The following is a 13,959-nucleotide window of genomic DNA, read 5'->3' as shown; positions in this document are numbered from 1 at the left end:
TAAATGAAAGTAGATACTACACCAATTCAAGATTTAGTTGTTATTACACCGATAGTTTTTGAAGACGAAAGAGGTTATTTTATGGAATCTTATAACGAAAATAAATTAAAAGATTTAGGAGTTGATATAGATTTCGTGCAAGACAATCAATCTTTTTCAAAAAGAGGAACGCTAAGAGGACTACATTATCAGAATCCTCCATTTGCTCAAACTAAATTAATTAGAGTATTAGAAGGCGAAATAATCGATGTTGCAGTAGATTTAAGAAAAGATTCCCCTACATTTGGTCAGTCTTTCAGTGTTAAGCTAACGTCTGAAAATAAAAAACAATTATTAGTGCCACAAGGTTTTGCTCATGGTTTTTCAGTAATAAGTGAGACTGCTTTAGTGATGTATAAATGTGATCAGTTTTATGACAAAGCTAGTGAAGGCGGAATTCGTTTTGATGATCAAGAGTTAAATATAGACTGGGGTATGGATTTAAAAGATGCTATTGTGTCTGATAAAGATCAAATATTACCAGATTTTAAAAACTGTAACAGCAAATTTTAATGAAAAAGATTTTAATAACAGGTGCAAAAGGACAATTGGGGTCAGAGCTTACTATTTTGTCGAAAACGTATTCTCAATATGAATGGGTTTTTACAGATTGGCAAGAACTAGACTTGTGTAATTTAGAGGCACTTGAATCGAGTATTTCAAAAATTAATCCTCAAATTATTATTAATTGTGCTGCACATACAGCCGTTGATAAAGCAGAGTCTGAAGTGGAATTATCAGATGTATTAAATCATCAATCTGTTGCTATTATGGCCAAGTGGAGCCACGAAAATAATTGTAAGTTAGTTCATGTTTCTACAGATTATGTGTTTGATGGTGATTCCTCAGTGGCACTAACAGAAACTGCATTAACAAATCCCATAAATGTATATGGCGTTACCAAATTAGCAGGAGAAAAAGCGTGTATGGCAAATAATCCTGACGCTATAATTATTAGAACATCGTGGGTCTATTCTAGTTTTGGTATTAATTTTGTTAAGACGATGTCACGTTTGATGCAAGAAAGAGATACATTAAATGTCGTAAATGATCAAATAGGTAGTCCAACCTATGCAGCAGATCTTGCATTAGCAATTATGACAATACTTTCTGAAAGTAAATGGGAGCCAGGTATTTTTAATTTTTCGAACGAAGGTGAGATTAGTTGGTTTCAATTTGCCCTAGATATCCAAGAGATTGGAGGTTTCGATTGCCAAGTTGGAGGTATTCCTTCTTCTAACTACCCTACACCTGCAAAAAGACCAAATTATTCTTTACTCGACAAATCAAAGATAAAAAGTACGTACGGCGTTGCAGTGCCAGATTACAAACAAAGTTTAATAAAATGTATGGATCTGCTAGCTAAATAGTAAAATTTAATTAGTAAGTTCTCGTTATAATAGTAATAAGAAGATTATCTACTATCAAAAATAGATACATCATTTAAAGAACAAAATTATGAAAGGAATTATATTAGCAGGAGGGTCAGGAACTCGTTTGCATCCCTTAACGCTTGCCATGAGCAAGCAGATGATGCCCGTATATGATAAACCAATGATTTATTATCCGCTTTCAACTTTAATGTCGGCAGGTATAAACGAAATATTGATAATTTCAACACCACATGATCTACCTAATTTCAAAAAGCTTTTAGGAGACGGTAGTTCATTAGGTTGTAAATTTAGTTATGAAGAGCAAGCATTACCTAATGGTTTAGCGCAAGCATTTGTTATTGGAGAAGAATTCATAGGTAATGATAGTGTGGCCTTAGTACTTGGGGATAATATTTTCTTCGGTTCAAATATGAAAGAACTATTACAAGCCAATAATAATCCTGACGGAGGTGTTGTTTTTGCGTATCACGTTTCAGATCCAGAACGCTATGGAGTAGTTGAATTCGACGATGATTTTACTGCCATTTCTATCGAAGAGAAACCATTGGAGCCGAAATCAAATTATGCAGTTCCGGGATTATACTTCTACGATAATTCAGTGGTCGAAATAGCAAAAAATATTAAGCCATCTGCAAGAGGGGAATACGAAATAACAGATGTAAATAAAGTTTATCTAGAACAAGGTAAATTAAAAGTTGGTATTTTAAGTAGAGGTACTGCTTGGCTAGATACGGGAACCTTTAATAGTCTTATGCAAGCGGGACAGTTTGTTCAAGTTATTGAAGAAAGACAAGGACTTAAAATTGGATGTATTGAAGAGATTGCTTGGCGTCAAGGTTTTATTACAGACCAGCAACTGCGCGAAATGGCAGCTCCTCTTGTTAAATCAGGTTACGGAGAGTATTTAATTAATTTATTAAAGCACTAATAGATTAACTAAATGTAAATTCAGCTTAAAGAAATGCACTTGTAAGTTATTTCTTTTGTAAAGGTGAATTTGTAACTCATATGTAACAGAATTAATTAACTTGATAAGTATTTAGTTAAATTTGATGTGGTTCTAATAGTAAATTATTGATTGATGAAAAAGTATTCAAGTTTAGAAAAAAAGTTCACTAAACTTAGTCAGAGATTGCACTTTGATAATATGAGTTATCTGCCTCGATGGATAATTGTTATTATTGATTTTGTGGTACTTATTGGAGCGTTCTTTATGACCTTTTTGTTGTTTAAAGGGACTGGTTTAAATTATGTTAAAATGGATTCCATATTTTTATATTTTGGATCATTTTTATTACTTAATCTATTCTTTTTCTGGTTGTTTCGAACCTATTCGGGTATTATTAGGCATTCTTCTTATATAGATGCTGTAAAGCTATTATTCTCTCAGACGTCATTATTGATAGTATTTATAGCTTTCAATTACACCCATCTATTTATTTATGGATATAAAGCCTTTTTAAATACCGCGCTTTTTATCAATATTGTAATTTCATTTTGCGGATTGTTTTTATACCGAGTTGTGGTAAAGCAAACCTTTGAATTGTATTTTACGCATCAAAGTAAAGATGGTTTAACCAAAGCTATTATTTATGGAGCTGATGCAAATGCGATTTCAGTTGCAAATGCCTTGAAATTAGAATCACCATTGCGATTTAAAATCGTTGGATTTATTGATAAGAACAAGCAAAATGGTACTAAGAGAATTTTAGACCTACCAATTTTTGCTCAAAGAAAAAAGATACCTGCAGTAATGCGAAGTCAGGGCGCACAAGGCTTGATCATGGCAGATAAAAGTTTGTCCAAGCAAGAGCAGATGATTATTGTAGATCAATGCTTAGAGTACAATCTAAAAGTTTTTACCGTTCCTGTAATTTCAGATTGGGAAAACCAAAAGGAGATTTCGAGAAAAGTTAAGAAAATTCAAATTGAAGATTTGCTAAATCGAAATCCGATAGTGTTGGATAATAAACTGATTAGTAGTCAGTTGAAAGACAAGACGGTTCTGATTACTGGTGCAGCCGGTTCCATTGGTAGCGAGATTGCGCGTCAAGCACTAAGTTTCTCGCCTAGAAGATTAATTATACTAGATCAAGCGGAGACACCCTTACATCATTTACATTTAGAATTTGAAACAATTAAGTCTAAGTCTAAAATTAAAACAATTATTGCCGACATCAGAAATAGGGAGACTATGACTACTGTCTTTGATAAATACAGACCAGATGTTGTTTTTCACGCTGCGGCCTACAAGCACGTGCCTTTGATGGAAAATAATCCACCACAAGCAATACAGACTAATGTAGAAGGAACCAAGAACATTGCCGATTTATCATGTCAATTTGCGGTAGATAAATTTGTGATGATTTCGACAGATAAGGCAGTTAATCCTAGCAATGTAATGGGAGCTAGTAAAAGAATTGCAGAAAAATATGTGCAGTCGCTACATCTAAAAAATGTACATTCAGGAATTCTAGGTACTAAATTTATAACTACGAGGTTTGGTAATGTCTTAGGTTCGAATGGATCAGTAGTACCTTTATTTACTAAACAAATTGCAGAAGGTGGCCCAATTACAATTACACATAGAGACATTATTCGCTATTTTATGACTATTCCCGAGGCTTGCCAGCTGGTATTAGAAGCCGGCGCTATGGGTAAGGGAGGTGAAATCTATATTTTTGATATGGGGAAACCAGTTAAAATTATCGACCTAGCATACAAGATGATAAAGTTAGCAGGATTTGTTCCAGATAAAGATATTGAGGTTCGAGAAATCGGACTGAGACCTGGAGAAAAGCTTTATGAAGAACTTTTAAATGACACTAGTAAAACGCTACCTACGCATCATGAAAAAATAATGATTGCCGAAGAAATTCAGGAAGAATACGAAAAGCTTCATGCTTCAATCAATTACTTAATTGATATTTCGAAAACATCAAGCAAGGAAGAAATTGTCGGTATGATGAAACAGATAATACCAGAATTCAAAAGTATGAATTCTAATTTCGAGTTATTAGATGTCAAAAATTAGAAAATTAAAATATTAAATGCTTTAATGACATACTTACATTTTTAACTAAAAAAGTTTATTGGAATACGTTTCAATAAACTTTTTTAGTTAGGATTAGATTTTGATAATTATGAATTTAGAATAATATGAAGGTGGTGCTAAAATAGCTGGTTATATATTAGAAAAAAGAATGATTTCCAATATAGTAGACTGTAATTTTATCTACATTACAGACATATTTTTTTTGTAGTAAATTTTTAAAACAGTAATAAGAGTAAGCAATATTTGGCTATTCAAACGCAAAGAATTCGTTGTTTTTAATTACTTCCTTTAGAGGTGTAAGATCTTTAATTTTGACCTTCTCATTAAACGAATCAATATGCTTTTCATGGTGCACATCAGAACCAACGAAATCGTATAAACCACCCATCAATAATTTCTCCGCTACTGATGCTACCTGGTTTCCATAGTAACCCGTAACAGCCAAGAGATTTAATTGAAATTTACAACCTGCTTTTTTCAGCTTATGATATTCGCTGAGGTTGTTATGATAAAATAGATAACGCTCAGGGTGCGCTAGAACAGGTATATAACCAGCAACTTGTAAGTCAAATAAAATAGTGTATAGCTGAATGGGAGCATTCATATATGACATCTCTACTAATACATAATTATCTTTTATAGTTAGTAAGTCACGTGTTTCTACAAGTTTATTGAAATTATCATCCATAAAATATTCAGCAGCAGCTCTAAAAGGTGACGTGAATTTACTGTTTCGTAAATCTAGTAGGGTTCTATCTTGGGTGTTATTAATAATTTCAGTGGTATTATTCCACACATGCTGAATTATATGAGGAGTTGTGATAAACGCTGAGAAGCCAATATATTTAAGAGACATCATCATGAGCAAGGTTTGCTCAAATGTCTTAGATCCATCATCAATCCCTGGTAAGAGATGGGAATGAATATCTGTAAAATTTTCGGGAATTAATTCTGCTAACGTAGGTTTTTTTTTCGAAAAGAAAAGCATTTGGTATTTTTTTAATTATGATACAAAGTACGTTAATTTTGAGCAATACTTAAAGTATTCTGTTGTAAATCGGGCTACTAAATAAGTATATTTGTCTTAAGCATAAAATATATTTCTATATTTTAGAAAACCCAATAATTAAGTTTGTTAATGAGTCCCAAAGAAAATAATTCCGCTACTTGGTTGTTCGAAATCAAACCTAAGAGTAGTTTTTTTACATTAAACCTCAAAGAGGTGTGGCAATACCGTGATTTACTATATTTATTTGTACGTCGTGATATTGTGACGATATACAAGCAAACCATTCTAGGACCACTTTGGTACTTAATTCAGCCTTTGTTCACCTCGGTCACTTTTACGATAGTTTTTAATAATCTTGCTGGAATAAGTACAGGTGAGGTTCCTCCTTTTTTGTTCAACTTGGCTAGTATTACAATTTGGAATTATTTTTCATCTTGTCTCACGGGTACCTCCAATACATTTGCCAACAATGCTGGTATTTTTGGTAAGGTGTATTTCCCTAGGATCATAGCTCCTTTGACAGTGGTAATTTCAAATTTAGTACGGTTCTTAATTCAGTTATTCATATTTTTTGGGTTCTTTGCGTATTTTTATAGCAATGGAGCTCAGGTCGCATTCAATAGTTGGACAGTACTATTACCTTTTGTGATTGTGATCATGGGGTTTTTAGGGTTAGGATTAGGAATGATCATCTCATCGATGGTGACCAAATATCGAGATTTAAATTATTTAATTGGTTTTGGTATTCAGCTGTTAATGTATGTTTCGGGGGTTTTCTATCCCATGAGTCTAATAGAATCTAAGGTACCTGAGTATGCTTGGATTATTCGATACAACCCTGTTGCTTATATCATCGAAACTTCGCGCTATATGTTAATGAGCGTTGGCGAAATTCCTCTCAACGGTATGCTATACACTACTATTGTGACCATAACTATCTTTATTATAGGAGTGCTTCTGTTTAATAGAACTGAAAAAAGTTTTATTGACACAATTTAGTTGCCGCTTATTCAGTGTAGTTGATAATCAATTATAAACCAAAATGGATTTTATTTAATCCCTAAAATAAAAATAGGTAAGCTTACTTATAAAAGAGCAGAATAAAACTTATAATGAAAGACATAATATTAAAAGTTGAAAATATTTCCAAGCAATATCGTTTGGGGCTTGTGGGTACCGGTACCTTAAAACACGATATCAATCGGTGGTGGCACAAACTGCTCAGAAAAGAAGATCCTTATTTGATGGTTGGGGATAGTAACGACAGATCGACCAAAGGAGAGAGTGAGTATGTTTGGGCGCTAAAGAATATCAATTTTGAAGTAGAGCGAGGAGAAGTTGTGGGTATTATTGGTAAAAATGGAGCAGGTAAATCTACTTTGTTAAAGTTGTTATCACGCGTTACCGCACCTACCACCGGAAGCATTAAGTTTGGCGGACGAGTGGCTTCTTTATTAGAAGTAGGTACAGGCTTTAATGGCGAAATGACAGGTAAAGAGAATATTTACCTGAATGGAGCAATCTTAGGAATGACTAAGAAAGAAATTGCATCGAAACTCGATGAAATTATAGAATTTTCAGGTTGCGAGCGTTACATAGATACACCTGTAAAGAGATATAGTAGCGGAATGTATGTACGATTGGCTTTTGCTGTAGCTGCTTTTTTAGAACCCGAAATCTTAATTATAGATGAGGTACTAGCCGTAGGAGATGCCGAGTTCCAAAAGAAAGCAGTTGGGAAGATACAGGATCTCTCAACAAATGGTGGTAGGACAGTTCTATTCGTTAGCCATGATCTCAGTGCGATCAGTACATTAACATCGAGAACTTTAGTACTCTCAAATGGTGAGGTAATTGCCTTTGATGAAACTGATAAAGCCATAGCGTTATATTCGTCTATGCAGACAAAAAACAAGTCGTTTACTCAAGATTCAGTTTTTGATAAACCTACAGTTACAAATGTAGAGATTTTTACTTCAGAAGGAGGTACGGTGCAGCGGAACAAAGGCCCTTTTACAATTCAATTTGAAGTCATGATGCCAAATAGTAATACACAAAATATGGCTTTATCTTTTCAAGTTCTAAATCATTTAGAAGTGCCAGTTTTATATGATTATGTTTTTGACTATGTAACTCCGGTTTGTAGGTCAAAAGGTAAAAATTTGATTTCATTTACGTATGATAATTTGTTGCTTTATCGCGGTAATTATAGTCTACGAATACATTTAGCTGAAACTAAAAATAAAATTAAATTCCAGGAATTCGACTGCTGTTGGTTTGAGGTTGAGATGATTGGTCAGAAAGAACCGGAATGGGGCTGGCAAAAAAATGTTTGTCAGTACATTGACAAAGGAAATTGGAAAATTTAAATACGTTTAAATTATAATACGATTTATTAAATATAAATATAATGAAAGATTTAGATTCATATTCCAATCAATTCTATCAAAATCAACTTTTAGAATCTGTCAGTTCAGCTGAAGTTGTCGTGCCTTTAATTAACAAATTGTGCAGTCCTAAAAGTATAATTGATGTAGGTTGTGGAGTTGGAGCATGGTTAGATGTTTGGAAACGATGTGTAAATGTTACAAAAGTCACTGGTATTGATGCAGATTTTATTGACAAATCACTACTCATTTTGGATCTAGATACTGAATTTGAAGAAGTAGATCTTAGTAAAAAGTTGCCTTCATATAAAAAATATGATTTAGCCATTTGTTTGGAAGTTGCGGAACATCTGGAAGAAAAAAGAGCATCCTCATTTGTTCAAGATCTGACAAATTTGTCTGATATTGTCCTGTTTTCCGCGGCAATTCCCGGACAAGAAGGTACGCAACATATTAATGAACAATTTTTGAAATACTGGATTACTGAATTTAGTAAAAATGATTACAATTGCTTGGATGTTGTGAGACCCATGATTTGGGATAATGATAGTGTTTCATGGTGGTTTCGGCAAAATATGGTTCTATTTGTTCGTAATGGAACTGTTTTAAAAGATGATATTTATAAAATGCAAACCTTTAACTGTTTTGATTTAGTTCATAAGGAACTTTTAATTCATAAAACGAATAAAGAAAATAATTTTATTAAAGATACAGTTACAAGTGGAAATTATGTGGCAGCTTTAGTTAAGAAAATTTTGAGAAAATTTAAATGAGAAAAAAGAGTGTAAATCGATTCAAAAATGCTGAAGACGTTGATATTTCAAATCATTACTATCTAGTTTATAAACCTCTCATTAGAGATTTAACTTTTGGCATTAACACTTATGCAAAAGGGAAAATTTTGGATATTGGATGTGGAAATAAGCCGTATAAAGAATTTTTTGGTGGGAAATTCGAGGAATATTTAGGTTGTGATATCACACAATCTAGCGAAAACTGTGTTGACATCATTTGTGAGGCAACTGATATTCCGTTAGAATCTAATTTATTCGATACAATAATTTGTACACAAGTCATTGAGCATGTAGAAGATCATAATAAGTTGCTAAGCGAAATCTATAGATTACTAAAACCGGGCGGATACATTATACTTTCGGGTCCTATGTACTGGCATTTACATGAAGAACCTTTTGATTTTTTTAGATTTACAAAACATGGATTAAAACACATATTTGAAAGGCAAGGATTTGAATTAGTACACACACTAGCCAATGGTGGTAAATGGGCTACATTTGGTCAAATGGTAATACATACTTTTCCTCAATTTTTAGTAAGAAGAAAGGTGTTTAGGAAATATTCGAACATGTTGTTTTCGTATTTAGACGCGAAATATTACTATGACTTTAATACTATGAACTACGTTGTAATTGCAAAAAAATAATTATGAACCCTAAACTTAGTATAATAATTCCATGTTATAATTCTTCTCTAACTTTGAATGACACGATAATTTCAGTTATTAGTCAGAGTTTTATAGACTGGGAGATTATATTGGTAAATGATGGTTCTACAGATAATACAGATACAATATCGTTAGCTTGGTCAAAAAAAAATCCGCGCATTAGGTATTTTTCGAAAAAAAACGAAGGTTTGGCTAAAACTCGCAATTTTGCAATTTCTAAAGCGGATGGTAAATATATATTACCATTAGATTCTGATAATTTGGTTGAAAAAGATTTTGCTCGCAAAGCTATCGAAATTCTTGATTCAAATCAATTTATAGGTGTTGTACATGGCAATGCTACGTTTTTTGGAGAGAAGACTGGGGTATGGAAAATAGATAAATTTGATTTTAAAAAGATATTAGCTTTCAATTATATTGATGCTTGTGCTATTTATAGGAAAGCTCTTTGGGATGAAGTAGGTGGTTACGATGAAAATATGCCTTTTCAAGGGCATGAGGACTGGGATTTTTGGATTAAATTAGGTTTAATAAACGTTAATTTTCAACATCTAAATGAAATTACTTTTAAATATTTTGTTTCTAGTAATTCAATGATTCGGCAAATGGATGAGTCAAAATTTTTGTCTAATCAAGATTATTTAACTAGAAAGTATACCAGAAATTTTCATAACTCTTATGTGCAGTTGTTACATGAAAATACTTCTATTGTTTCAGGATTAGTTAAAAACGCATCTGCAAAGGCTTTGTTATATGTTTTATTTAATAGAATCAAAAACCGTGTATGGAAAAAGTAAACCCTTTAGTGAGTATAATAATTCCAAATTACAATCATGAGAAGTTTTTAGTTCAAAGATTAGATTCTGTATTTAATCAAACGTATCAAAATTTTGAAGTCATTCTACTTGATGATTGTAGTTCAGATCACAGTAAGGAAATATTATTGAAATATAGTTGTAATACTAAGGTAACTCATTGTTTATTCAATAAAGTGAATTCAGGATCGACTTTTATGCAATGGCAGAAAGGTATTGAATTATCGTCCGGTGAATTTGTGTGGATCGCTGAATCAGATGACACTGCTGATCCTGTATTTTTAGAAACATTGGTTTTTAAATTTATAAGTAATCCTAAAGTATCTTTAGTTTATTGTCAGTCAAATAAAATGGATCACGCAGGTAATGTTATGGGAAGTTGGCTGGAACATACAAAACCAATAGATCCTCAAAATATTTTTTCAGAAGATTTTATTATGGACGGTAATTCGTTTATAGAGAAGTTCTTAATTTTTATAAATGTTATACCTAATGCTAGTGCTGTATTATTTAGGAAAAGTGACACACAATTATTGACTCTCTTATATACTGACCCATTATTTAAATATTGCGGGGATTGGATGTTTTACTTTCAATTGATTGTAAATAAACAAATTTGTTTTATTTCACAATCACTAAATAATTTTAGATATCATGAAAATAGTGTAATTGCTTTAGCCAAGGGTTCAGAAGAAAGGGTAAATCTACTTGATATTAATACTAAAGTCAGGTCTAAAATTATACAATTTTTAATTGAAAATAGAGTCACAAATCTTAAACGAATTGTCACAGTAAATAAGTACATTATAAGAAACCACACCCTTTACGAGAAAGCATTTCTGCTTATTAAAACAAGTAAATATCTGAAAGGTTATTTTCTATTACTTACATTATCAGATGTTTTTTATCGAAACTATAATTTTAAAAAGAATATTAAATTAAAACTAAATAAACTTTTCAGCTAAAATAATAAATGCTTTTACTTGTAAAATTAAATACAGATGCTTAACGTACCTCTTGTTTCAATATGTATTCCTACTTTCAATGGTGAACTGTTTATTTTGGAGGCCTTAGAATCAGTAAGAAAACAGACCTATACTAATTTAGAAATTATCATTTCAGACGACGCCTCTACTGATAAAACACTCGATATAATTAATCAATTTCAATGTGAAACAAAATTAAGTATTGCTATTTTTCAGCATTTTCCGACTGGTATAGGTGCTAATTGGAACAATTGTATAAAAAAAGCTAAAGGTGAGTATATCAAATTTGTATTTCAAGATGATGTCCTAGCTCCGACTTGTGTAGAAAAAATGGTAGGCGAAGCATTAAAAAACAAGAATATCGGGATGGTTTATTCTAAACGTGATTTTATATTTGATAATACAGATGTTAAAGTTTTAAATTGGATTGATCAATATGCTGATTTACATACTAATTGGTCTCAAAATGTAATTCTGGATGGTGAAATTGTACAAGGAAGAAGGCTTTTGAGAGATCCACAATTATTTAATTTCCCTCAAAATAAAATAGGTGAACCAACAGCTGTTTTACTGAACAAAAGGGTTTTTGAAAAAATTGGTTTTTTTTCAACGACATTAAAGCAATCTCTCGATATTGAATTTTGGTATCGGTTAATGAAGTATTACGATGTAGTTTTTATAAACGAATCTTTAATCTCATTTCGTTTGCATGACAATCAGGCAACTGTAGTAAATGAAAATAGTTTTTTAAATGAAATGTATTTGTTTTATAAGAGTATGTATTCCAATTTATTTTGGCAGTTACATTTTGATAATCAAAAGTTGCTTTTTTTTAAATATGATAGAAGTGTTTCAATTTTAAAAAAAACTATAAATCTTTTGTTTAAAATAAAGTTTGTTAAACGTTTGTTTTCTTAATACTGTCATAGTAATGCTCGCAATCATTATCCCATTTTATAAAATTAGTTTTTTTGAAAAAACGTTACAATCTTTAGCTAATCAAAAAGATCAACGTTTTAAAGTATATATTGGTGACGATGCTAGTCTAAACGATCCTTCCGAACTATTGCAAAAATATGACGGTGCGTTTGATTTTGAATATTATCGATTTGAAAATAACCTAGGAGGGGTTTCATTAACCCAGCAATGGGAACGTTGTATTGGTTTATCTCAGGATGAGGAATGGCTTATGATTTTGGGTGATGATGATGTATTGGGACCTAATGTTATTTCATCTTTTTATGAGAACCTACATGTAGTTTTAAAATTAGATTTAAAATTATTTAGATTTGCCTCTAGAATAATTGATTCATCAAGAGAATTTTTATCAGAAACCTATAAGCATCCAGAATTTGAATTATGCACAGATTCTTACTTCAGGAATTTTAATAAACAAACACGAAGTTCACTTTCAGAATATATTTTTAAAAGGAGCAGCTATATCAAACATAAATTTCATGATTTCCCATTAGGTTGGCATTCAGATGATATGGCGTGGATTGATTTCACAGATGGAGGTTTTGTGTATACTATTAATAATGCCGAAGTGTATATAAGGATTTCTGATGAAAGTATATCTGGGAAAATAGATAATAGTATTTTGAAGAATAAAGCTAGGCGAATATTCTTGATGAAAATAAGTTTAAAATCAAAGTATACTTTTACCAAAGTTCAGATAATAGCATTTTTATTTGAATTAGGTATTTTATTAAAACAGCAAAAAATGATATCGATTTCGATTGTTTCCTCGATTTTCTTTCAATTTATAAAAATGGGTAGCGTATATGACGGTTTTCGTTTTTTAAGAAGAATGTTTAGATCAATTGTCTTTCAAAAATAAACAATGAAAAATTCAGTATCTGTAATCATACCCGTCTACAACTGCGAACGTTTCGTAGCCAAAGCGATAGAGTCTGCCTTAGTACAACCAGAAGTAACCGAAGTAGTGGTGGTTGATGATGGCAGTCAAGATGCTAGTTTGGCTATTTGCAAAGCATTGCAATTACAAGACAGTAGAATTAAGATTTTTCAACATCCTAATGGCGTTAACAAAGGGCGTTCTGCTAGCCGTAACCTAGCGCTACAAAATGCAACAGGAAATTATATTGCTTTTTTGGACGCGGATGATTATTACCTTGAAAATCGTTTTATAAATGATTTCTTGATTTTTCAATCAAATGAAAATTGTGAAGGTGTTTATAATGCGATTGGTACCCATTTTTATAGAATAGCTACCAAATTAGAACGTGAAACGCATAATCTCTTTACAATAAATCAGCATATAGTACCCGAACTCCTTTTTGACGCACTGTTAACGGGTAAATACGGTCATTTTTCAATTGATGGATTAACTGTTAAAAGAGAAGTTTTTAAGGCCGTAGGTTATCTTAATGAAAATCTAGTTGTTGCAGAGGATACTGAACTAATTTGGAAGATGGCAATTAAATGCAATTTATTTGCCGGTATAATTTCGAACGCTGTTGCCATTCGAGGTGTACACGAGGAGAATGTTTTCGATGACACAGCGTTGTATAAGAGAAATACGCTGAAGATGCTTGTTTCATTATTGGTGTGGTGCGCTAACAATAACGTTGAATTTTCTGTGTATGATAAAATTCTAAATGTAATTTGGATCAACAAGGAGAAACAAAAGAAGACACTATTGCAGAACACTTATTTTTGGGGGGAATTATTTTTACCAAATAAAGCACTATTGTTTTCTATTTTTGCAATTAAATATTTTCCAGTAATAAGATTTCGACAAAGCTTATTTCCTTTTTTATATAAAAATAACCATTAATTAATTTTAAGC

14 protein-coding genes are annotated in these 13,959 nt (G+C 31.9%); 13 read left to right on the top strand and 1 reads right to left on the bottom strand.

The features are described from left to right. Positions 1 to 3: 3 nt before the first annotated feature. The 4 genes from rfbC (at position 4) to LXH21_RS15690 (ending at position 4,467) form a co-directional block, all read left to right on the top strand. On the top strand, positions 4 to 552 hold the full coding sequence (gene rfbC / locus LXH21_RS15705) for a dTDP-4-dehydrorhamnose 3,5-epimerase (protein WP_239868102.1): 549 nt from the start codon (positions 4 to 6) through the stop codon (positions 550 to 552). Further along, entirely contained in the window at positions 552 to 1,409 is an 858-nt protein-coding gene (gene rfbD, locus LXH21_RS15700) for a dTDP-4-dehydrorhamnose reductase (RefSeq protein ID WP_239868099.1), read from the top strand. The genes rfbC and rfbD overlap by 1 nt, the downstream gene beginning before the upstream one ends. An 88-nt stretch (positions 1,410 to 1,497) precedes the next feature. After that, a complete protein-coding gene (gene rfbA, locus LXH21_RS15695; protein ID WP_239868096.1) occupies positions 1,498 to 2,361 on the top strand; it encodes a glucose-1-phosphate thymidylyltransferase RfbA in 864 nt (287 codons plus the stop codon). A gap of 153 nt (positions 2,362 to 2,514) precedes the next feature. Beyond that, a complete protein-coding gene (locus LXH21_RS15690; RefSeq protein WP_394799583.1) occupies positions 2,515 to 4,467 on the top strand; it encodes a polysaccharide biosynthesis protein in 1,953 nt (650 codons plus the stop codon). Between the two features lie 268 nt (positions 4,468 to 4,735). On the opposite strand, the gene LXH21_RS15685 is transcribed toward LXH21_RS15690, so the two are convergent. Beyond that, positions 4,736 to 5,476 carry a tyrosine-protein phosphatase gene (locus LXH21_RS15685; protein WP_239868093.1) on the bottom strand — a complete coding sequence of 247 codons (741 nt, stop codon included), beginning with the start codon at positions 5,474 to 5,476 and terminating at the stop codon, positions 4,736 to 4,738. 150 nt (positions 5,477 to 5,626) lie between these two features. Between LXH21_RS15685 and LXH21_RS15680 the strand changes: the two genes are divergently transcribed. From LXH21_RS15680 to LXH21_RS15640, 9 genes are all read left to right on the top strand, one after another. Beyond that, the gene (locus LXH21_RS15680; RefSeq protein WP_239868090.1) at positions 5,627 to 6,496 is read left to right on the top strand and encodes an ABC transporter permease; all 870 of its coding nucleotides are present in this window, start codon (positions 5,627 to 5,629) and stop codon (positions 6,494 to 6,496) included. A 113-nt stretch (positions 6,497 to 6,609) separates the two neighbouring features. After that, positions 6,610 to 7,866, top strand: coding sequence for an ABC transporter ATP-binding protein (locus LXH21_RS15675; protein ID WP_239868087.1), 1,257 nt, complete (start codon positions 6,610 to 6,612; stop codon positions 7,864 to 7,866). Between the two features lie 41 nt (positions 7,867 to 7,907). Beyond that, positions 7,908 to 8,657 carry a class I SAM-dependent methyltransferase gene (locus LXH21_RS15670; RefSeq protein WP_239868084.1) on the top strand — a complete coding sequence of 250 codons (750 nt, stop codon included), beginning with the start codon at positions 7,908 to 7,910 and terminating at the stop codon, positions 8,655 to 8,657. Beyond that, positions 8,654 to 9,325 (top strand): class I SAM-dependent methyltransferase, encoded by a 672-nt coding sequence (locus tag LXH21_RS15665; protein WP_239868082.1) that lies wholly within the window; start codon positions 8,654 to 8,656, stop codon positions 9,323 to 9,325. Before LXH21_RS15670 ends, LXH21_RS15665 begins: the two co-directional genes overlap by 4 nt. Positions 9,326 to 9,327: 2 nt before the next feature. Beyond that, entirely contained in the window at positions 9,328 to 10,143 is an 816-nt protein-coding gene (locus LXH21_RS15660) for a glycosyltransferase family 2 protein (RefSeq protein WP_239868079.1), read from the top strand. Next, entirely contained in the window at positions 10,131 to 11,126 is a 996-nt protein-coding gene (locus LXH21_RS15655; RefSeq protein ID WP_239868076.1) for a glycosyltransferase family A protein, read from the top strand. Before LXH21_RS15660 ends, LXH21_RS15655 begins: the two co-directional genes overlap by 13 nt. A gap of 36 nt (positions 11,127 to 11,162) precedes the next feature. Continuing rightward, on the top strand, positions 11,163 to 12,065 hold the full coding sequence (locus tag LXH21_RS15650; protein WP_239868074.1) for a glycosyltransferase family 2 protein: 903 nt from the start codon (positions 11,163 to 11,165) through the stop codon (positions 12,063 to 12,065). A 13-nt stretch (positions 12,066 to 12,078) separates the two neighbouring features. Further along, complete coding sequence (locus LXH21_RS15645; RefSeq protein WP_239868072.1) at positions 12,079 to 12,987, top strand: glycosyltransferase family A protein; 909 nt, start codon at positions 12,079 to 12,081, stop codon at positions 12,985 to 12,987. Between the two features lie 3 nt (positions 12,988 to 12,990). Continuing rightward, a complete protein-coding gene (locus LXH21_RS15640; RefSeq protein ID WP_239868071.1) occupies positions 12,991 to 13,947 on the top strand; it encodes a glycosyltransferase family 2 protein in 957 nt (318 codons plus the stop codon). Positions 13,948 to 13,959 lie beyond the last annotated feature (12 nt).

Source organism: Flavobacterium algicola (genome assembly GCF_022399565.1).
GTDB lineage: Bacteria > Bacteroidota > Bacteroidia > Flavobacteriales > Flavobacteriaceae > Flavobacterium > Flavobacterium algicola.
Note: the sequence above shows the minus strand (reverse complement) of the source record. Positions and strands in the feature narration are given on the sequence as shown.

Bases quoted from the DNA above. Each gene is read 5' to 3' on its own strand.
- rfbC (WP_239868102.1), top strand. From the start codon at position 4: ATGAAAGTAGATACTACACCAATTCAAGATTTAGTTGTTATTACACCG.
- rfbD (WP_239868099.1), top strand. From the start codon at position 552: ATGAAAAAGATTTTAATAACAGGTGCAAAAGGACAATTGGGGTCAGAG.
- rfbA (WP_239868096.1), top strand. From the start codon at position 1,498: ATGAAAGGAATTATATTAGCAGGAGGGTCAGGAACTCGTTTGCATCCC.
- LXH21_RS15690 (WP_394799583.1), top strand. From the start codon at position 2,515: ATGAAAAAGTATTCAAGTTTAGAAAAAAAGTTCACTAAACTTAGTCAG.
- LXH21_RS15685 (WP_239868093.1), bottom strand. From the start codon at position 5,476: ATGCTTTTCTTTTCGAAAAAAAAACCTACGTTAGCAGAATTAATTCCC.
- LXH21_RS15680 (WP_239868090.1), top strand. From the start codon at position 5,627: ATGAGTCCCAAAGAAAATAATTCCGCTACTTGGTTGTTCGAAATCAAA.
- LXH21_RS15675 (WP_239868087.1), top strand. From the start codon at position 6,610: ATGAAAGACATAATATTAAAAGTTGAAAATATTTCCAAGCAATATCGT.
- LXH21_RS15670 (WP_239868084.1), top strand. From the start codon at position 7,908: ATGAAAGATTTAGATTCATATTCCAATCAATTCTATCAAAATCAACTT.
- LXH21_RS15665 (WP_239868082.1), top strand. From the start codon at position 8,654: ATGAGAAAAAAGAGTGTAAATCGATTCAAAAATGCTGAAGACGTTGAT.
- LXH21_RS15660 (WP_239868079.1), top strand. From the start codon at position 9,328: ATGAACCCTAAACTTAGTATAATAATTCCATGTTATAATTCTTCTCTA.
- LXH21_RS15655 (WP_239868076.1), top strand. From the start codon at position 10,131: ATGGAAAAAGTAAACCCTTTAGTGAGTATAATAATTCCAAATTACAAT.
- LXH21_RS15650 (WP_239868074.1), top strand. From the start codon at position 11,163: ATGCTTAACGTACCTCTTGTTTCAATATGTATTCCTACTTTCAATGGT.
- LXH21_RS15645 (WP_239868072.1), top strand. From the start codon at position 12,079: ATGCTCGCAATCATTATCCCATTTTATAAAATTAGTTTTTTTGAAAAA.
- LXH21_RS15640 (WP_239868071.1), top strand. From the start codon at position 12,991: ATGAAAAATTCAGTATCTGTAATCATACCCGTCTACAACTGCGAACGT.